Annotated in this window: 17 protein-coding genes and 1 pseudogene; 6 read left to right on the top strand and 12 right to left on the bottom strand. The window is 42.0% G+C overall.

Features of this window, described 5'->3' with window-relative positions:
- Position 1: 1 nt before the first annotated feature.
- A complete protein-coding gene (locus METHO_RS00275; RefSeq protein ID WP_015323520.1) occupies positions 2–1102 on the top strand; it encodes an NOP5/NOP56 family protein in 1101 nt (366 codons plus the stop codon).
- Positions 1099–1797: a fibrillarin-like rRNA/tRNA 2'-O-methyltransferase gene (locus METHO_RS00270; protein ID WP_015323519.1), complete on the top strand. Its 699-nt coding sequence runs from the start codon at positions 1099–1101 to the stop codon at positions 1795–1797. The genes METHO_RS00275 and METHO_RS00270 overlap by 4 nt, the downstream gene beginning before the upstream one ends.
- A gap of 80 nt (positions 1798–1877) precedes the next feature.
- Here METHO_RS00270 and METHO_RS00265 read toward each other — a convergent pair whose 3' ends face one another.
- The 3 genes from METHO_RS00265 to METHO_RS00250 form a co-directional block, all read right to left on the bottom strand.
- The gene (locus METHO_RS00265) at positions 1878–2111 is read right to left on the bottom strand and encodes a type II toxin-antitoxin system HicA family toxin (RefSeq protein WP_015323518.1); all 234 of its coding nucleotides are present in this window, start codon (positions 2109–2111) and stop codon (positions 1878–1880) included.
- Complete coding sequence (locus METHO_RS00260; protein ID WP_015323517.1) at positions 2108–2332, bottom strand: type II toxin-antitoxin system HicB family antitoxin; 225 nt, start codon at positions 2330–2332, stop codon at positions 2108–2110. Before METHO_RS00260 ends, METHO_RS00265 begins: the two co-directional genes overlap by 4 nt.
- Positions 2333–2655: 323 nt before the next feature.
- On the bottom strand, positions 2656–3903 hold the full coding sequence (locus METHO_RS00250; protein ID WP_015323515.1) for a DUF2254 family protein: 1248 nt from the start codon (positions 3901–3903) through the stop codon (positions 2656–2658).
- Between the two features lie 319 nt (positions 3904–4222).
- On the opposite strand from METHO_RS00250, the gene METHO_RS00245 reads away from it, so the two are divergent.
- Positions 4223–4441 carry a type II toxin-antitoxin system HicB family antitoxin gene (locus METHO_RS00245; protein ID WP_048830935.1) on the top strand — a complete coding sequence of 73 codons (219 nt, stop codon included), beginning with the start codon at positions 4223–4225 and terminating at the stop codon, positions 4439–4441.
- Positions 4438–4683, top strand: a complete 246-nt coding sequence (locus METHO_RS00240; RefSeq protein ID WP_015323513.1) for a type II toxin-antitoxin system HicA family toxin — start codon at positions 4438–4440, stop codon at positions 4681–4683. The genes METHO_RS00245 and METHO_RS00240 overlap by 4 nt, the downstream gene beginning before the upstream one ends.
- Positions 4684–4788: 105 nt before the next feature.
- Here METHO_RS00240 and METHO_RS00235 read toward each other — a convergent pair whose 3' ends face one another.
- From METHO_RS00235 to METHO_RS00220, 4 genes are read right to left on the bottom strand one after another with little or no spacing between them, the layout of a single operon-like run.
- Positions 4789–5121 carry a hypothetical protein gene (locus METHO_RS00235; RefSeq protein ID WP_015323512.1) on the bottom strand — a complete coding sequence of 111 codons (333 nt, stop codon included), beginning with the start codon at positions 5119–5121 and terminating at the stop codon, positions 4789–4791.
- A 51-nt stretch (positions 5122–5172) separates the two neighbouring features.
- Positions 5173–6981: a hypothetical protein gene (locus tag METHO_RS00230; RefSeq protein ID WP_015323511.1), complete on the bottom strand. Its 1809-nt coding sequence runs from the start codon at positions 6979–6981 to the stop codon at positions 5173–5175.
- Position 6982: 1 nt separating this feature from the next.
- A complete protein-coding gene (locus METHO_RS00225) occupies positions 6983–8050 on the bottom strand; it encodes an ABC transporter permease (protein WP_015323510.1) in 1068 nt (355 codons plus the stop codon).
- A gap of 25 nt (positions 8051–8075) precedes the next feature.
- Positions 8076–9848: an ABC transporter permease gene (locus METHO_RS00220; RefSeq protein ID WP_015323509.1), complete on the bottom strand. Its 1773-nt coding sequence runs from the start codon at positions 9846–9848 to the stop codon at positions 8076–8078.
- A gap of 132 nt (positions 9849–9980) precedes the next feature.
- Here METHO_RS00220 and METHO_RS00215 point away from each other — a divergent pair, with 132 nt between their 5' ends.
- Positions 9981–10889, top strand: a complete 909-nt coding sequence (locus METHO_RS00215) for an ABC transporter ATP-binding protein (protein ID WP_015323508.1) — start codon at positions 9981–9983, stop codon at positions 10887–10889.
- 331 nt (positions 10890–11220) lie between these two features.
- Here METHO_RS00215 and argS read toward each other — a convergent pair whose 3' ends face one another.
- The 4 genes from argS to mtbA all read right to left on the bottom strand — a co-directional run bounded on the left by argS (position 11221) and on the right by mtbA (position 16386).
- Entirely contained in the window at positions 11221–12924 is a 1704-nt protein-coding gene (argS, locus tag METHO_RS00210) for an arginine--tRNA ligase (protein ID WP_015323507.1), read from the bottom strand.
- 14 nt (positions 12925–12938) lie between these two features.
- The gene (gene prf1 / locus METHO_RS00205; protein WP_015323506.1) at positions 12939–14183 is read right to left on the bottom strand and encodes a peptide chain release factor aRF-1; all 1245 of its coding nucleotides are present in this window, start codon (positions 14181–14183) and stop codon (positions 12939–12941) included.
- Positions 14184–14307: 124 nt separating this feature from the next.
- Positions 14308–15246, bottom strand: coding sequence for a 4-demethylwyosine synthase TYW1 (gene twy1, locus METHO_RS00200; protein ID WP_015323505.1), 939 nt, complete (start codon positions 15244–15246; stop codon positions 14308–14310).
- Between the two features lie 120 nt (positions 15247–15366).
- Positions 15367–16386: a methylcobamide:CoM methyltransferase MtbA gene (mtbA, locus tag METHO_RS00195; RefSeq protein WP_015323476.1), complete on the bottom strand. Its 1020-nt coding sequence runs from the start codon at positions 16384–16386 to the stop codon at positions 15367–15369.
- Between the two features lie 524 nt (positions 16387–16910).
- Here mtbA and METHO_RS00190 point away from each other — a divergent pair.
- Positions 16911–18284, top strand: coding sequence for a monomethylamine:corrinoid methyltransferase (locus METHO_RS00190; protein WP_015323504.1), 1374 nt, complete (start codon positions 16911–16913; stop codon positions 18282–18284).
- A gap of 102 nt (positions 18285–18386) precedes the next feature.
- On the opposite strand, the pseudogene METHO_RS13490 reads toward METHO_RS00190, so the two are convergent.
- Positions 18387–19763 (bottom strand): annotated as a pseudogene (locus tag METHO_RS13490) (monomethylamine:corrinoid methyltransferase).
- Between the last annotated feature and the right edge of the window lie 12 nt (positions 19764–19775).

The following is a 19775-nucleotide window of genomic DNA, read 5'->3' as shown; positions in this document are numbered from 1 at the left end:
TTTGAAGATAGTTACATGGTTCGGTACGCTGGCAATTTCTGAAGATGGAGGAGTTGAGGAATGCTGCCTGCTGGAGAAAGATGTTGAACAGCTGGCTGAACACATGCTGCTTTCCATGGGAAACGAGGATTTGCCCTCACATGGCCTGGACCTGAGGGAATTGGCACTGAAATGTGGTTTTGTTGAACTTGAAGAAGATTATGATGTGTTGCTTCGGGAAGTGTCCATAAAAGCGGCAAAGCGTCAGATCTCCATGACAGATACCGATGACAAGCGTATCATCCAGGCAGTTGAGGCCATGGATGACATTGATAAAGCAGCCAATGAGCTCTCTGAAAGGCTTACGGAGTGGTATGGCACATATTTTCCGGAACTGGAGCTTACGGCAGAGTCCATGGCTAGGTTCGTATTAAGGTTTGGCTCCAGGGAAAATGTGCCAGAGGGACATGATATGTTTGCAAAGGCCAGCAGTTCCATGGGTGCGGAACTATCGCTGGTGGAAGAGGACCTTTTACGCAACTTTGCAGCCAGTCTGTGCGGAATATATGACACTCGCAAGCATCTGGAGCAGTATATCATGTCGAATATGGGTGCAGTGGCTCCCAACCTTACAAATATAGCTGGTGCCCCTCTTGGTGCACGGCTTATCAGCTTGGCCGGAGGACTGGATAAGCTTGCGGCATTTCCTTCAAGTACCGTGCAGGTCATCGGCGCGAGCAATGCACTGTTCAAGCACCTTAGGTCACGCGCTCCTTCTCCCAAGCATGGTGTGATCTTCAATCATCCTCTCATCAAGGGTTCACCGTGGTGGCAGAGAGGTAAGATCGCCAGGGCACTGGCAGCGAAGATCAGTCTGGCTGTACGCATGGATGTTTATGGAGGGAAACATGATCCTTCCATAAAGGAAAAACTTGAGCGCAAAGTTGAATCTATTAAGAAAGCTAATCCTGAGGCGCCTAAGAAGCAATCCACAAAGTTCACACAGCCGGGACCGGGCAGAGCAGGCGGCAGGCCTGCCAAGAAGCACCGGGGTCAAAATAAAAGTGGCATGAAAAAAGGCTCTAAAGGCACAGGTGACAGATCGGGAGGCAGACCTGTATGATGATTGAACAATTGTCAGACGGTATCTTTGAAGTGGTCATGGACGACAGGAAGATACTGGCCACACATAACCTCTATCCTGCCCATAGTGTGTATGGTGAAAGGCTTATTGATGTGGATGGGGTGGAATACCGCCAGTGGGATCCTCACAGAAGCAAGCTGGGCGCTATGGTACTCAAGAATTTTGATATTCCCATCGAATATGATTCCCACGTACTATACCTGGGAGCTGCATCGGGCACCACCGTAAGCCATGTTTCGGATATCCTGACTGATGGCCTGGTGTATGCTGTAGAGTTCTCTCCGCGCACTATGCGCGATCTTATCAAACTGTGCGACCAGCGCCCCAACATCATCCCCATACTTGCAGATGCTAATCAGCCCCGCTCCTATGCTCATATCGTGGAAAAGGTGGATGTTATCTTCCAGGACGTAGCCCAGCCCAACCAGGCTGAGATAGCTGCTCTTAACTGCAAACACTTCTTAGAAGAGGACGGACATCTGATGCTTTCCATAAAATCCCGCAGCATCGACACTGTAGCCAGTCCAAAAAAGGTATTCAAGGACGAGGTCAAAAAGCTGGAAAGCGACTTTGGCGTGGAGTTCGAGGTGCTGCAACGCAAAGAGCTCGACCCATTCCACGAGGACCATCTGGGCTTGCTGGCGCGGATGTTCGTGGATGAGGGCGAGAAATAAAAGTATCAAAAGAGGTTGAAAAAGAATTTTATTATTGTGTCATAGATTCTACATTTAAGATTGTTCAGGAGCACTCTAGGCTAAATATCCTTCAATAATTCGCCATATTCTTCAATAGTGAGGTTGATCTCATTCAGAATGACTCTTATGAGAGGCCTTGCAAGTTCTTTGCTTGAATGAAAGGGTATTGTGGTCGTTCTACCATCGGCATGCCTGTAAAATGCATGACTGCCTTTTTGTCTGACCTTTTCAAATCCAAGATTATACAGTATCTTTTCCATTGTTCGGGCATCGACCAATGGCAATCTGCTCATACAGCAACCTCAATTTGCTGAAGGCCTACGAACTCGGGGATCGATTCTTTATCTTCAGGGCTCATTTCTTCAAGGCACAGCTCGATCACTTCTTTTAACCGAACCTGCAATTCATCCAGTGTTTCAGCTTGTGTATGAGCTCCGGGAATTCCCGGGACAATAGCAACATAGCAGCCGGTTTCCACATCTTTCTCTATATATGCAGTGAATTTGCTTATCATCTGGTATCCCACTTTCTATTTGCTTTTTTACTATATATGGGCTAGGTAAAAATTCAATCTTGTGATATCGGCTATCTTTAGCTCAGCAGCCATTTCCAGATGGCTTTTACAAATATTTTCCTGTAATTCATCTTTTTCATCATCAGTAAAGATTGGATTTTTTCCTATTTGGTTTAGCAGACCAAATAATAGGCAATTTATTTGGCTTGCTGGGACAAACTCATAAGATGTATTGACTTTTCTGTGTTTTGAACTTAGAATGTTGATAATAATGATTTTCTGAGGTGAGGTAAAAAGGCTGGAAGGTTGTTTAGATGTGGAGTTCAAGGTATTTTATCAATAGATTGAATGGATTCTTCTATTGTATTCGAGATTTCAGTCCTTCCTTTTTCTTTAGATTTTTCCAATAGTGAATTTAGCATTTGTTTTGAATGCAGAGTTCCTATTTCAAATCTGTTTTTGGCTGCTTTAGTTCCTATAATTTCAATGGCTTCTACTACTAAATAAATCCCATCAAGTTCACTTTCTATTATTCCTTTTCCTAGATTTTCAAGAGTAATTGTAGTTCTCCATATAGCTTCTTCAAATTTGTTCTCTGTTGCTTTAGTTCCTATATTCTGAAGTGAATAAGCAATTTCACTTACGGTTTTTCTAAGTTTATTCTCAACTGCTTTATCTCCTATTTTTTCGAGTGCTGTAGTAGCACTCCATATTGATCTTGTAAGTTTTTTGCAAACTGCTTCATATCCCATTTTTTCGAGTGCTTTGACAGTTCTCCTTACCGCTTCTTCAAGTTGTGTCTCTGCTACATTAATTCCTATTTTCTCAAGTACTTTTGCAGTCCATCCCGCAGTTTTTTCGTGATTATTTTCTACTGCTTTAGTTCCAATTATTTCAAGGTTCTTGATTGCTGCCAAAGTCGAATTTGTGTTTTCTTTTTGAATTGCCGAAATTGCAATATTTTTGATAGAATCTACTATATACCTTGAAAACTCATCTTCCTCTCCCCACTCAAAATGAGATTCTTCTAATATGGACACTGTAGAGTTTGTAATCGCTTTAAGTACATTTCTTACTGTTTCATATTCATTTTTCTCTAGAGCACTATTTATTATATCGATGATAGGCTGAATGGGATCTATTTCAGCTACAACTTCATGATTTTTCAAAGCTGCCAGCACGTTTTCTTTTGTAATCTCTTCTGCCAGCAAATTAATCACAGTTGAAGGTTTCAGCAAATCCAATGTCTTCAGTATATACGGAACCAGACAAATAAAAGCAAAGAATCCCAGGAAATAGACCCAAAAAATAGCAAATTCCATGTTGATGCCTGCAACACCAATATCTATTACCTTCAGCAGTCCAAGCCCGTAGAAAATTACAGCAATATAAATGCAGAGGAGGATCCACATATCAGGGTTTTTTTTGTAAACATCAATTACTCTTGTGGAATATGATTGGGCTGCAAGCTGTACTGCCACGAGGCTTAGAGTTATGACGAGGGCGATGGTTGCTGCAAGACTTTGTACAAGGGCGCTGATAAGGTAGCGCTCGTTGTCGAAGAAACCCATGTTTCTTAATTAAGTGGTGTTATAGTGAGGTCTATTAGGGATTGCAAAATCAGGATTTATTGCTGCAAAGCCGATGAATACTAATAGGAATATTATAAGTAGAAAACTAAAGAGACAAAAATAGAAAAATATACGATTTGACCATGATGGACCTTCAAAAGGTTTTCCAAGATCTTCCAGTGACATCCCACTAATAGACAGTTTCAAGAAATATAACTTTATTGAAATGAATCCATGACTCTTTTTGACAAATACATTGAACGGTCAGTTATTTTAATCCTGAATACCATCTTTCTCTATACACAAAATGGCTAAGATCATGAAAGAATTCACAGTTGTAATAGAGCAGGATGAGGACGGTATATACGTAGCTTCTGTGCCGGAGCTACCGGGTTGTCATACACAGGCCAGGACGCTTGACGAGCTCAGCCAGCGTATCAAAGAGGCAATAGAACTGTATCTTGAAGTAACTTCTGAGAAAGAGCGTGAAAAGCACCTTGATTTTGTAGGCATACAGAAAGTAAGAGTTGGAGTATGACCGAGAAAATACGGCCTGTTCCTGCCAAAAAAGCGATTAAAGCCCTGGAATCACTGGGATTTGTACAGGTGCGCCAGAAAGGCAGCCATCTTTTTATGCAGCATCCCGATGGAAGAACGACTGTCATCCCTATTCACAGTGGTCAGGACCTTGGTAAAGGTATGGTTAAGAAACTGATGGAAGATGTAAGGATCTCCAGAAAAGAATGGCTGGAATTGCTAAGCAGCCTGATTCTGTTTTAATCTCCTTCCAGGTAAAATCCTATGTCCTGGTATTACCTGTGCAGCAAAGAACCGGCCTTTGTAACAATGCCTCTGGCAGAAGCTGTGATATTCTTTTCAGGCTTTTCATTTGTAGGTTTTTACTGCTGCCTTCTTCATGTCTCTCCTTCCCAGGTACCAGGTGAAGATCTCCGAATAAACTATCATACCAATAAGGGTTGACCAGACGAACAGCAGCAAATGGTAGTTATTTATGGGCACATTGCCTTCTGCAAGCACTATGTGCCTGAAAACCAGGAAAGACAGTACAGTATCGGGCATTATGAAAATGCATATGAGAGGCACCATTAAAAGAGCAAGTATGGCAACTGCCGAAGATACATACACCATGAGTACTATCGCCAGCAAAGTGAGGAGGGCGAATATTATAATTGAAATAACGGAATATGCAATATCCATGATATCCTCATAGTTTATTTATCAAAAGACGTGAACAATATTATTAATTTATTAATTATATACTTTCCTTAATAAAAAAAGTACTGCTATAGGTATCAATGCTACAATGCATAACAAACTCAAAAAAGAAGACACAAGGAAGCCTGCAGCCTGTGTTTTTGTAAGTTCCCTGGGTTGCTGCCCGTTTGCAACAGATGTTATCCTGTCAGCTCCATATTCATCAAAGTCTTCAGACGCAACTTTCCTGTCAACGTACATTTCTACAGGGTTCGAGTAAACTGTCATTTCCTTCATCTGCATATCAGTATATTCCATCTTAAATTCAGGCAATGTGTATTCTCCTGCTTCTGTAAACATAATATCATAGCTCTGCAAGGCCGCTTCTCCTGGAGCAAGTTTACCCGACCACTGCAGGTTGCCGCTGACAAGATCAGCTTCCGTGGGCAGATCGTCGTGTACATGGAATTTAACTTCACTCTCACCAATATTCGATACCTGCAAGGCCACAGTAATTATCACTCCTTCCATTGCATATCTGCTACTCACGGTTTTATCAGGCATCACACAGGACCCGTTTACCAGTATCTCTGGTGCAGCAGAAGTTACTTCATACAGATCGCCATTATCCTCCCAGGTGGCAACGGCATTTCCCAATGTGAAATTACCGGGAAAGTTTGGGGTAACAATGTAAGTTACCTCATTCGTAGCATGTGGATCTACTTGCATTTCCCATTCAAGTTTATCTGTATCCTGCAAACTGAAAGACTCGGGTAACCTGTCTGTAATCTTTAATGCTACGGGAATAGTGTTCATATTCTTCAGCTCCAGGCGCACTTTCAGCTGTTCATTTACAGGAACAATAGTTCTTCCAGAAGGACCTTTATTCCCAAGGACCTCCTTGACCATGGAAATATAGGGATCCATAAAGAACTCATTCGTATCGGTTGCATAATATGCATTCCCCGAATAATCCCCTCCTGATACTTCTGTGGTGACTGATATAGACTTGCCTGTTGCAGCTACAGGGATCTCAAGACCCGTGAATAAAGTCACTGTTTGCATTGGTGCCAGTGTTTCCAATGAAATTCTTGGCTCTGTAAACACACCTTCACTGGCCTTATTATCTATTTTTATGTCCCTCAAAGCTAAAGTACCATTGTTGGTAAGTCTCAGAATGCAGGAAACAGGCTCATCGGCCTCAAAAGTATTCTTTGAAGGAGAGATAATTGCCTCTACATTCGGTTTTCCAGGTCTGTAGGTTTCAATGAATGCCTGTGATCTGGCTATGTCGATATAGACCAGCCTGACCATAAATGCATTGTCATATCTTTTGTAGTCCCTCAAAGTAAATACATTCTCATATTTCCCGGATGGAGATACAACAGCAATGTTTACTTCTTTGCTGGAAATGTTTGTTAATGAAAGTGTATATACTCCATCACGGACCACATCTCCCATAGACAACGAAATTTTAGGAGTGGAAAGCATCCATACCTTTTCAAATTCATGTTTATACACAATGAACGAAACTTTGCCTGCATTAATTCCGACTACTTCGATCTTAAGGTCATTGTCATATACTCTCTGGCTGTTGGGACCAGCATCTACATAATAGGCTTTTTTGAAGTCACCATTCTTGTATACAAGGATAACAGCAGATGTTTCTGTAGTGTTCTGGTCAAGGCTATAGATCTTCAGGGTGTATCGTTCAATGCTAGCCTTCTCTCCTGTTCCAAGCTCAAAACTTCCCATATACACCCAGATATCCTCATGCTGGAAATCATATGCACTGGCAGGATAGATCGAAACCAGCAATATTATCATAAAGGAACTGAAAAGGACATGTATCGTTCTTTTCATATCATACCTTCATCTGTTCTTTTTTTACTACCATGGTCAGCAGCCACAGCAATAGGAGAGCAAAGCACATGTATCCTGTAGTCCAGATAAAAGCTTCCAGACCTCGTATACTGTCAAGTGCAAGCCTTGAAACAAGATTAAGTGGTGAGTTGGTGTACAGGTATGATGACATGAACAACAATATCAGTACAAGCGAATAGAACAACTGGGCTGTCCCTCTCTCTTTACACAGGACAGCTATCATGCTCCCTGCAGTTACCAGTATCAGGGATATCATAGTAACTAAAAGCAGTATTTCAGTAAAGTTATTGATCTGTATACCATTAAGTCCCAGCAGTAACATCCACGCCAATGATTGCACAGGTGCGATGGCAGTAACCATCAGTGTTTTCCCTCCCACTACATCAAGCAGGGACACCGGCGAAGCAAGCAACAGCTCCAACGTTTTGCGTTCGAACTCTTCGGTGATCATATCAATAACAAGCCCCCCTGATATGAAAGCCGGAGTGAACATAAGTAATGGCAGAAGTGCCACGTAGATGAACTCCAACTTGCTGGAAGAAGAACCTCTATTACCCCGGATTATCTGGATATCAAGAGGCGTGTAACCATCAAGTCTCATAGTTCTTACACTCCTTACACTTTGCTCGAATTTCTCAAGAGGCTTTTTCAACTGCAGCGAAACGATGGTTGCTTTGAGTTCGGATCTGGGCAGATATATATCCAGATTGATCAGATCATTGCCTTCGGCCGTTTCGTTAGGTATGTTAATGATGGCGTCTATCTCCCTGTCATAGAAATCATTATATGCTACCCCGAAATCTGCATACTGCACAGGTTCCAGATCTCTTATTTCCATTAGCTTGAAAAGTTCTCCCCCGCTGTCTCCAATGACCCCTATCTTTGATTCTTTCATTTGCATGCCTTGCAGAGCCATAGGATCATAGAAGGATGTAAGGCCTACAACGAGGAATACAGAAAAGGAAGCAATGAACAGTTGCACAAGCAAGGAAAGGACGAATGTCTTTTCAAGCAGTAGTGCTTTATATTCCCTCCTGGAGATAGACATGATCTTTTTAGGGTGCACTTTTGCTTCAGCTAAAAAGAAGCCCCCTGATTATGTATGTATTATAAATTGTATGTATTGCAGTTGCCAATAACAGGAAAAACACATAGTATCTGTGGCCTGTAAAATGCATTCCAAGAGAAGTGACCATCGTCGTTGTCACATGTAATAAGAGAGGTATCAGGAGCAATGTACCCATGGTCATTACTGAGCCGAATGCTGAGGAGGCAATGGGTGCAAGAGTGATCACAGATACGAGTTTCTCTCCAAAGAAGAAGCCACCTCCTGCAAGCAATGCAAGTGATCCGGCAGTTTTCAGCTTCACGGGTTTCGATCCCCTTTTCATGATAGTGTAGATACCTATGGATTTTGCTGTTTCCTCCACGAAAGCTGCGAATATTATCATTGTGATCACTGAATAAGGAAGTGGCAGATTGAAGAGCATGACTATCAGCATCAATTGAGCCATGTACACAAAAGGAATGGATACGATACTGAGGGAAAATACAGATCCCAAAGGCGATAACAGAAAGATTTCCACACAATCCATTATTTTTTCGGGTATGGTCTTCTGGCTGAAAAGATCCTCTTCCCTGAAGATAGCCGTACCAAATCCATAGATGCTCAATGCAACAAGATAAAAAGGTAGCGTGGAGAAGATATACTTTCCAAAGCTTATATTTCCCTTTTCAATCAGGTTCACTATGAGCGTCATTGGGGATATGGAGCTCACTGTATGTACATTTGCGAACATCGCAGGAAAGAATACGTATCCTGAAACGATCACTGAGAAGAACACCATGGCAAATGTCAGTTCTTTGAAACTGCGGGAAAATATAGCTGCTATGAAGGATAATGAAAAGAACAGCAACAACACCGGAAATATCACTGCTATCATTGCAAGGGATGTTCTCAATTCCCGAATGTCTGATGGTCTTTCTATGTAAAGGGAGATAATAGATAGCAAAAGCAGAGCAACGAGTATGTACGGCATGCTTTTTCCAAGCACTATATCCCTGCTTTTAAGCGGTGCCACAAGTAGCAGTTCACATCTGCGGTTCGTCCTTTCTTCCATTATACTGGAAGAATAGAACTGGGATACAAAGTATATCGGAAATATGAAAAGGAAAGAGTATAGTATCGCTGTAAAAGGTATGGGTGGAGTGAAATTGGAAGGTGTGGCAATGGTCTGCCTCTCAAATAGTGTTTTAGAATTACTGTTTTCCAGATCTTCCAGTTCCTCAGGTGAGGTAATGGTTGAAGCACGTTTTCCTGCTGTTGAGGTTCTTTTATTTTCTCCGGAGCCATCAGTGTTCTCGTTCCCGGCATCTGATGACTGATCATTCTTCTTAGTAGTACTTCCCAGTACCTGAAAACTCTCAGGCCTTTCAAGGTCATGGATGGTAATCCATATCGTATGGCTGTTATTGATATCGTTGTATGATGAAAGGACAGTTTCTCTGTAATTGATGAATACCTTTTCCAATGCATCTGCAGCTGCAATTGATTTTTTTGTGCCTGAAATATAGGCACGATCATCAACGATAGTTATATCGGCATCCTTGCTGTCTGCAGGCAATACATCGAATCTGCCATCATTGTAGATAATATTGCTCAGTTCCGAAGAAGAAGTGACCACACTGTATATCTTCTGGTCAAGATTCATGCCTGTAAGAGATACTGCATAAGATACGCCTGAGAGCAGCAGTAGCGTGAGCAGGACTGCAACTATAGACCTGCGGCTGAACTTCATTCCCGACCTGATCAATTCCCATTTGGCAACAGTATACCAGCCTGGCATTATAATATATAATAAATTTATTATATTAATATCTATGGAATAATTGTGCTGGCTGATTCATATGAAGAACAGCTACTAGTTGATAATGTCAAGTAATTATATATAATTTAACTTATTATTATATATGTACACATGATAGAAGTTAACGGCTTGAGAAAGGAATACGGTGAATTTGTTGCTGTAGACAGGTTAAGTTTTAATGTGGAAAAAGGAGAGATATTTGGCATTGTAGGTCCCAATGGCGCAGGTAAGACCACTACCCTGAAAATGCTAAGCTGCCTGGTACATCCTACGGCAGGCAGCATACAGATAAAAGATATCGATATATCAGTGAATCCTGTGGGAGTAAAGTCCATAATTGGATTCTTGCCAGAAGAATCTCCCCTCTATGAAAGCATGTATGTGGAAGATTACTTACTCTTCTTCAGTGAACTATATGATGTGGAGAAACATGTTGCCAGAAAAAGGATCAATTCTTTGCTCAAAGACCTTTCACTTAATGCAGCATGCAAACGAATTGGCGATTTTTCCAAAGGTATGCGCCGTAAGGTTGCTATCGCAAGGTCCCTTATCAATGACCCGGAACTTCTTATCTATGATGAACCAGGTTCGGGGCTTGACCCTATGACCTCCAGATTCATAACAGAATACATAAGGTCACTCAAGAAAAACGGAAAGACCATTATTTTCAGTGCACATAACCTATATCAAATGGAGAAGCTATGTGACCGTATTCTCATAATAAAGGATGGAAGACAGGTTATACTGGGCTCATCCGCAGAGATACGTAAGAATCATTCTAAGATACTTTACAGGTTGGAGTTCATAGTCGATGACCATGCTGATCTTTGTATCGAAGGTGTGAAACGTCTGCAGGACAGGTTCGTACTTGTGACAGCAGATATGGGTACCGTCAATGAGATCACAGGACGTGTAGTGAGAAAACGTGGCAGGATAATTGAAATGCGCACTATGGAGCCTGCTTTAGAAGAAGTGTTCCTTGGACTTATGGGAGTAGACCTAACTAGTACAGATGGCTGATGTACCAGCAGAATTAAAAAGTAATTTTGAGAGATGATCAGTTCAAGCCATGACTATTAAATAACAGTGCATATTCTGGTGCTGTTAACTAAATATAGCTAGCTTTTTGTTTCTTAATCCATTAAAAAAAGAGTAGAGCCATTTAGCATTTCAATATAGAGTTTGCAAAGTCTCTGCTGAATAGTCATGGCCACAATAATGACATTTATATCATTGATAGCCAGTGACCACATCATTCTTTCTGTTATTAGAATTCTTATATTTTGGGCAATTCATTAACAAATACAAGAGTTCATACCATACAACTATATTTAAATACCATTATCAAAATTCACATGGACTCTGGGGCATCGATACCCAGGGTCTCTAATGAACTCGCCAATGTAATGCGTGCGCATTCCACCAACCCAAGCCTTGTGGCTCTTAATTTTGCATCATCGATATTGATCACAGGTACGAAACGATAGAACTGGTTGAAAGCTTCAGCAAGCTCCCTTGCATATATGGCCATTGTATGTGGTTTCAACTCCCTTGCACACTGCTCTATGATACTATCAAAAACAGCCATTTTCTTGATCAATTCCACTTCCGTATCCTCTACAAGCATTGAGGGATCGGTATCAAAAGCCTCATTCCATAGCCCTTCTTCATGAGCTTTTTTCAATATACTGCATGCTCTGGCATGTGAATACTGGATGAACGGTGCACCTTGTTTTTCGAAGTCAAGTGCCTCTTTCCAGTTGAACACCGTAGATTTCTCCGGTGACACACGGATAACATCATATCTGACAGCACCAATGCCAACCATCCTGGCTACTTTCTTTTTGAAATCCTCGGGCATCTCCGGCCTGCGCATGTCAACTTCAATAAAAGCCTGTTCTTCCACCTGATCTAACAACTCATCTGCAGAAATGAATTTGCCTCTGCGGGTACTCATGGAACCCTCGGGCAAAGAAACGAACTCAAAGATGACCACTTCTGGTTCAGGTTTTTCCAGAAGATTAAGAGTGGCCTTTAACTGGCCTGAAATTAGTTTGTGATCAGCTCCCAGAATATTGATCATACGGTCAGCTCTTTCGCCTTTCCACTCATGGTATGCCAGATCCCTTGTTGAGTATAGAGAAGTACCATCTGAACGCTGCACCACCAGTTTCTTCTCAAAGCCATAATCCTCCAGATCCAATACAAGAGCTCCGTCATCTACAGTTGTACGACCGGTAGCTTTTATCTCCTCGATCATCCTTTTAACAGCACCGGACCTTACAAAAGTCGATTCATAAGGGAAACTATCATGGTGTATGTTCATGCGTAAAAGAGTTGCTTTGATGCCTTCAAGGGCGAAGGAAACAGCTTCACTAAAGCTTTTAATTGTAGCCTCATCCCCTCTTTCCACCAGCTGCATAAGCCTGTCTATCTCTGCCACCTTTTCGGGATCATCTCCAAGATTCGCGTTGGCCTTAATGTAAACATCTGCTATGGAATGATCAGACTTTTTTGATGTGTCGAACTCAAAATGCGAAAGGGCCCAGGAAACAATAGCTATCTGACGTCCCATATCGTTCACATAGTATTGGGTTTCAACATCATAACCCGCTTTCCTGAGAATCCGTACTAAAGTGTCACCAATGACAGAGTTCCTTATATGGCCCACATGCAATGGACCATTGGGGTTAGCAGAAGTATGTTCAAGAAGGATTCGACCTTCAGAGAAACCTCCTCCAAAAGATGCACCTTCAGTCCTTATTCTTGAAAATGTTTCTTCTATATAGTTCCTGGAAGTGCTTATATTAATATATGGACCCATAGCCCGCATTTCACCGATCAGTGGAAATTTCTTGATATCAGCGGCCTTAACTATTGTTTCTGCTAACTCTTTTGGATTCTTCTTTTCCCTGGATGCGATCCTGAAAGCAACTTTTGAGGCCAGATCCGCATGCCTGGATGACTCAAGGTCAAGGTCTGCAGCTTCTATCCCAAGCTGGAAAAGAGTTTCATTTAATAATGTTTCAACCTGTTCTCTGAAATCCAGATACATAAATACCACCCGCTTTATACACCCGTATTAAACCTTAATATAGCAACCAGACCACCAAAGGCATTCATAAGTTGTGAACCTTCATCAAAGTCAGTTGAAATGAATTCCACCTGAGTGTTCATCTGATCCGCCATCTCAGAAAGTTCGTCCACAATATCCACCTTTTCAATGACTTCCATGGAATAACCACAAACAGGACAAGGTCCAGGGACAAAATTGTCCTCTCCGGGCTTGAAGTCTTTTGTCAGTTTTGCCTCATGGTCCCCATTTGGACATCGGATCGTCAATCGTTCTGCCCTCAGATCTTCAGATATCAGGAGAACTTCCACTGCACCGATGTTGAGATTAGCCCTGACAGACTCTTCTCCGTAAGCTGCTTTACCTGAATCGGAAACCAATTCTGTGAAGAAACGCTGGATAAGTTTTTTTTCGGCAATGAGATCTATATCCGATAATTTTTCGCTTGCTGCGTTGACAAGCTCCGGAAGACCGGATTCATCTGTGTAGGCAACATCAAAAAGACCAAGCATCTTTTTCCTCATCTCATGGTGCAGGAACTCTCCTGATTCAAACTCTTCTTTGGTGGGAGAAGGACCACCTATAAGTATACCTTCGAAATTCTTCTGGTCCACTGCCATGAACACGTCACTTGCAGCATCTCCTATACGTTTGTAGAAATCATGAATAGCAATGAGCCTCAACTGCTGGAATCTATGGGCACTCTGACCACCTTTTCTCTGTTTACCGGGTACAGTGGAAGTTAGGGTTCTATGAGCCTCTATATGCTTTCCCACGAGCAAGCCCACGGCTGCCTCACGCCTATCCAGCACCAGCAGTCCATAGGTCTTTGCATCCTTGAGCATTTCTTCAAGGGGCTCGAGATAAAAACTAGAGTCACAGTGGTACCTGTATGTCACAATTGGCTGAGGAGGTTCTACAATAGTGGTTTCCATATTAGTCTTGTTAGCACCGATATCAACAGCACCTGTAAAGAAAACAATACCATTTTCCGGAACTTCGACATATCTGAGCCTTGCAAGCAAGGACTCTATAGCACCCTGCACATTGTCCTTTGTGATTTTAGACTTAATGTTTGCCGCCTGGCCATGTTCTCCTTTGAGCTGTGAGGTAATATCAGATATTTGCTTGTCGGGGGGAATATATAGAGAAATGAGTTCTGTCCCACGACCTTTCTTGATCCTGAGTTCCTCAAGTTTCTTTTTGAATTCATACTTCTTATGAGCAGATTGTTCTGTCATTTTGTAAATACTCCGTGATAAGATTGAAATCAGATAATATCAATTTAGAATTTGTCTTTATGTAGGTCTAGTGATAAATATAGATTATGACAGGTATTGTTACCAGTCGAAAGATACATAGATGCTATTTGAGAAAAGAAACATAACCATCTCTTGAAAGCAATACTACCCTGCTGATCTCAACATCATCAGCAACTACATAACCCAGATAATCCGCAATTTGCCTGGAGAAATTCAAAACTTCCTCATGTGATGGCATTGCCTCCCTTGGAAGACGATTCCTTGAAAAACCCAGATGCATATAAGCCTTTACCTCCACATAGTCTGGAGAAGCTTTCCTTATTAGATCAGCATAACCTTGTGGTTGGAACATATTAACTCCCTTTATCAGAGTGATGCGTATTACTGTTCTTGTCTCTTTGTTTTTCAATATTTCAAGAGACTCGTTCAGTTTGTTCCATAATTGAGTGGATCTGGGCCGACATACCTTATTATAGGTTTCTTCATTAGGTGCATCCAGGCTCATATAAAGCTGTGAAGGATCTATAAGACGCATCATTTCAGGGTTAGTCCCATTGCTGACCACAAAAGTTGTCAATCCTTGATTTTTGAACTCTTCCACAAGTTCTGGAAGATAAGGATACATTGTAGGCTCGCCTGATAGAGATATGGCAACATGCCTGGGTTCATTGCCCTCTAACCATAGCTCCCTGCGATCAGCATCACCAAAACCTGATATTAACTTTCTCTGAGATTTTATACATGACCCCACTATTTCCGATGGAGAATCCCACTCTTCAGGTGCAGGTGCGTCTACCTCTACAGGACGCCAGCAATGCAAGCATCTCTGGTTGCACATAAGAGTCGGAGTCATCTGGAGACATCTATGGGATTCTATCCCATAGAAGGAAGCTTTGTAGCATTTACCTTCTTCTCTCATTGCCCTGCGAAGCCATAGACACGTCTTCACAGCCGAGTGGTTGCCTGCAAGATTATAACCTTGCTTTTTGAGAAGTGAATGAAGATCTGTAAGATCTGAGAAATTATATTCCTGAGAGGACATTTGAGGTTTAGTTAAGATTTGGAGTATATATAATTTAGTGAATTTACCATGAAAATAAAATAATATGGGGAAAGCCTAGATACATTTTTCCCCAGAAACCAAATATTTAAAATTAAATGTTCAATACTTATGTGCCTTCGCCATTTCCACCATTGCCTGCAGGTTCACTGTGGGTGTCTTGCTGACAATACCACAACCTGGTGCAAGCAATGCGACCCCTGCATCAAGGACTTCCTTTGATTTCTCTTTGATGAACTCAGGTGTCTTGTTCCAGAGCACATTCACAGGATCCAGGTTACCAACTATCAATGCCTTTTTGACTGCATTGACGGCTGTTGCAGGATCTACATTCTGATCGATACTGATGGCGTTCACACCACTGGATTCCATGAGTGCAAGACCAGCTGTGGTATCACCGCAGATGTGGAGTACTGTAGGCACGTTCAGCTCGTTCATGGCATCTACCAGTTTCTTGTGGAATGGTACTACGAACTTCTCATAGAACTCAGCTCCAATCAGCTGGTAACTTGCTGTTGGGTCGATAATGACCATAGTATCAGCACCGTTCTCCACCATCTTCTTTGCGTATGCAACACTGAAAGCTGTGGAGAACTCCATAAGCTTCAAGCCAAGGTTCTCATCTGTAAAGATATTCATGAACCAGTCATCACCGTTCAAATGCTGGGCAAGGGAGAAAGGACCTATCATACTGCCAATGATGGGTAATTCCTTACCGTACTTGTCTGCCAGGATCTTAATAGCCTCACAGACAACGCCTATCCTGCCGTGGTCCAGACTGTAACCTTCCAATTTAGCTATGTCATCAACGCTCTTGACCACATGGCCTACCACAGAAGGCTGTTGTTCCTGTGTACCTGCCTTGATCTGGCAGCCGAAGAACTCAGCTTCAGCAGTGATATCAAAGGGCACACGTACCGCTTCAAAACCTACAACGGTATGACCAGCTTCGCCTAAATTTGCCATGAGCTGGGCATCTTCATTGGCCTGCGGCCAGAATGCGCCACAAGCTTCCATTTGTTCTACGGTACCGGTCTGCGTGACAGAAATAGCTGCCATACGGTCTACGCTCTGCCCTGTTAAAATACGGGCAAGCCTTTCTTTAGGGGTGTAATCGGACATAATCAGTCTCCTCTTTTATATTGATCGTGACAAAAGGGAGAGACTTAAATATATATTTTTTGGTTGCAACATGCATAAATATATATAAGAACAAAAAGGAAAAGTTAGGAAAGGAAATACAAGCACAGCACAATAAAATATATTGTTCTAATTAAAAAAAAGAAAGAAATGAGAATCAATGATTGTAGGCTTTTTTTACAAGAGTTCATAACAATAAACAAAAAGAAAATTGAGTTTTTCTTTTAAAAACCTACATTCCATAGATTGTAAATAATAGAAAAATATAAGTAATACTATCTTAAGACTCAGAAACCGTAAAAAAATGAGATAAGATGCATACAATGAAACTGGCTGTTTTAAAGAAAAACTTCGTTAAATATAGTCAGAATATGATATAAGATGTTTTTTATATTATGCATACCTAGAATATCAAAATAAATATAAGGATGAGCGTTGAAAGTTAAACTAAATAATTTTAAAAAATAAATGTAACTAATTAAGTCCCTTTTTATCTGGGTGTCGACATGAAAAACATGTATAAGTACCTCAAGAGCGCAATTGAAGGCGAAAGCAGGACTGAGAAGCAACATGACCTAAATGTTTTTAAGAAATCAGAAGAACTTGCTTTAAAATATGGGATCAAATATGATGGAAAAAGTTTTGTACCTGATAACCTTGAACTTGCAGATGCGACATTTGAGGCAGGTATAGAACTATTGCATTCTGTAGGTGTGTACTGTAAAAGCACAGAAAAAGTGATTCAGATAGACGAAGAAGATATCCTGACATCTCTCAATGTGATCAATTCTCTAGAGATCGGCAGACTGAAAGAAAAAGTAACTGTTAACCGCAGATATCCTTTATCACCAATTCCCCCCATTATTATTGGTGGACCAATGGGGGGAAGTGTTTCCGAAGAAAACTTCCTTTACATTAACTTAAGTGCAGTACTTGAGAATGTTGTGCAGGGAATCTATAGCGGTTCAATGAAGCAGTTCTGTGGAGAATATGTAAGACCAAAGAGCCCATTGGAGATGTTAGCTGTCCTAAAAGCTGCACGTAATGAAAGACTTGCTACAAAGATCGGAGGGCGTGAAGGGCTTGCATTGATGGGACCCAGCACACCCACACTTCCTACATCATATTTGCTTGTTTCATCTGACGAGCTATACTCAAAATATGACCCTCAGGAAGTCTACATGGATGATCTCAAAATAGACTACGAGACATTGTCCAAATGTATCTTTCACCAAGAGCACGGAAATCATTATATTTCTGGACAGGTACCTGTTTTTGGAGGACCTTGCATTGGTTCGGCTGAAGGACTTGCAATAATAGATGTTGCTGAGACGTTACAGTCAAAAGTGCTCGTACATTCAAGTATACATGCCTCTGGAGCTTCACACGCAGCTACTGGATCTTCCTCTGCAAAAGAGATACTTTGGGCTTCAAATCTCTCCTCACTTGCAATATCAAGGAATATGGACTATTACACTGCGAGATATTATTGGAATGCTGCTGGTATATCTACTGATATGATGTTCTATGAAACTGCTGCTCAGGCTATAGGGGACACTGTATGCGGCAGGGACATGTTACTGGGACCAGTAGGTGCACGTGGTGGAATACCTGATCATTCTTCAGGACTGGAATCAAGGTTCATGGGAGAAATAGCACAAATGGCTACACATTTGTCATTATCTGAAGCCAACAGACTAATCACAAAGATATATTCGAAGTATGAGAACAAATTAATTAATCCTCCAGCAGGAAAGTCTTTTGATAAATGTTATAGAATAAAATCAGAATATGATCTCGAACCTACTGAAGAGTATGAATTAATCTACAGAAAAGTGTCCTATGAGATAATGGGTCATTTCCCCGGAGAAGCTTTTTAAAGTTTATAAATTTTATTCAAACATAGAAAAATTACAGTTAAAGATAGAAATATCAGTTCAAAAAAAAGCCAGCGATTAATTCGCCGGCTTGGTTTTGGAGGCTTAGAACACCAGCCCCAGTCCTTCGAGCTTCTTTCTTGCTCCTTCGTAGACTTTCATGTATTCATCCGTTGGTTCGATTGTCTTGACGTTGTAGCATTCCTGGAACGTCTTGCCAGCAGGTGCTTTAGCATAGTCGTTCTCGTACATCTTGACGAGGTTGTCCAAGATCTTGTTGACCTCTGGGATCTCCATTCCGGCAGTAGCCCTTGCAGTTTCTCCCATCATCCTGGCTTCCATACCTGTGGTCTTGTCAAGTGCAACACCCTTTGCGGCTGCGACACCAGAGAGGATCTCACGTCCGGAAGCAGTGTCTGTGACGGACTGTGCTGCAGCTTCCAGCAGGCACATCTCGGTACATGGACCTGCACATGGGTAGTACTGGTTGCCTGAGAGAATGTTAGTGAACTCACTGATGGTTGCACATGTCCAGCCTGCGATCATGAGGGTTTCTCTGGTGTTGGTGGAACCCCATCTGATGTGGACAGGACCGTCAAGGTGCCAGCTTGCATTGCTCATCACCATTGCGTTGATGTGGGTTGCAATGTCCACAATTGCTGTCTCTTCTACGCCGCCGGCGTAACCACCGAATATGGGCATCTGTTCGTCCATAATGATGTTGCTGTTAGCTTGATAGTGTGCTATTACAGCAATTGCGTCCAGGTCGATCTTGAGCTCATTGAGCTGTGAGACCTCGTGACTGTCACTGCTTTTCATGCCACCGGCACAGTCTGCAGCTATATTTCCCTGAGCGGACAGGGAAGTCTCTGGTCCCTATATGCCCATACCTGGGCGGCCTGCCATAGCACATGCCTGCTTGATAAGCCTGGTTTCTGTCTTGGCTGCAAGTATTTCGTATGGGCTGCCTGGTACAGGTGACTTGCCGCGGATGGACATCATCACACCATCTACAATGGTGTCGACTTCCTTCTCAAGGGCATAGCTCATGTGTATTGGCATGAACATATCTTCGGATATTGGGGAACCAGTTGGGCCACCCTGAATAATAGGTTTCTTCTTGTCGCCGACATTTCTCTTGCTGACACGCACAGCGTCCCTGCCAGTTCCCAGCCTGAAGTCCTCGCCTGAATTCTTAATGGCATCCCAGATCTCGTCTTCAGTATACTTGACGACCCTGTGGGTGTCGGTACAGAAGATACCACATTCAAGAAGTAACTCGAAACCTGCCTTGAACAGTTTCTCCATCATGTCCTTGTCAGTGGGGACGAACTCGCCCTTGAAATCCAGACCATACTTCTGCTTAAGTTCCATTGTCTTGGATGGGAGGACCATAAGATCCCAGTCGTCCTGAGTTATCTTCTCGCCGCTCTTTGCGCGGTCATAGAAATCATAAACATCAAACGATTTTCTGTATGTCATCTACAAACCTCC

Origin of the sequence: Methanomethylovorans hollandica DSM 15978, from assembly GCF_000328665.1 — an archaeon.
In the GTDB taxonomy this organism is placed as follows: domain Archaea; phylum Halobacteriota; class Methanosarcinia; order Methanosarcinales; family Methanosarcinaceae; genus Methanomethylovorans; species Methanomethylovorans hollandica.
Note: the sequence above shows the minus strand (reverse complement) of the source record. Positions and strands in the feature narration are given on the sequence as shown.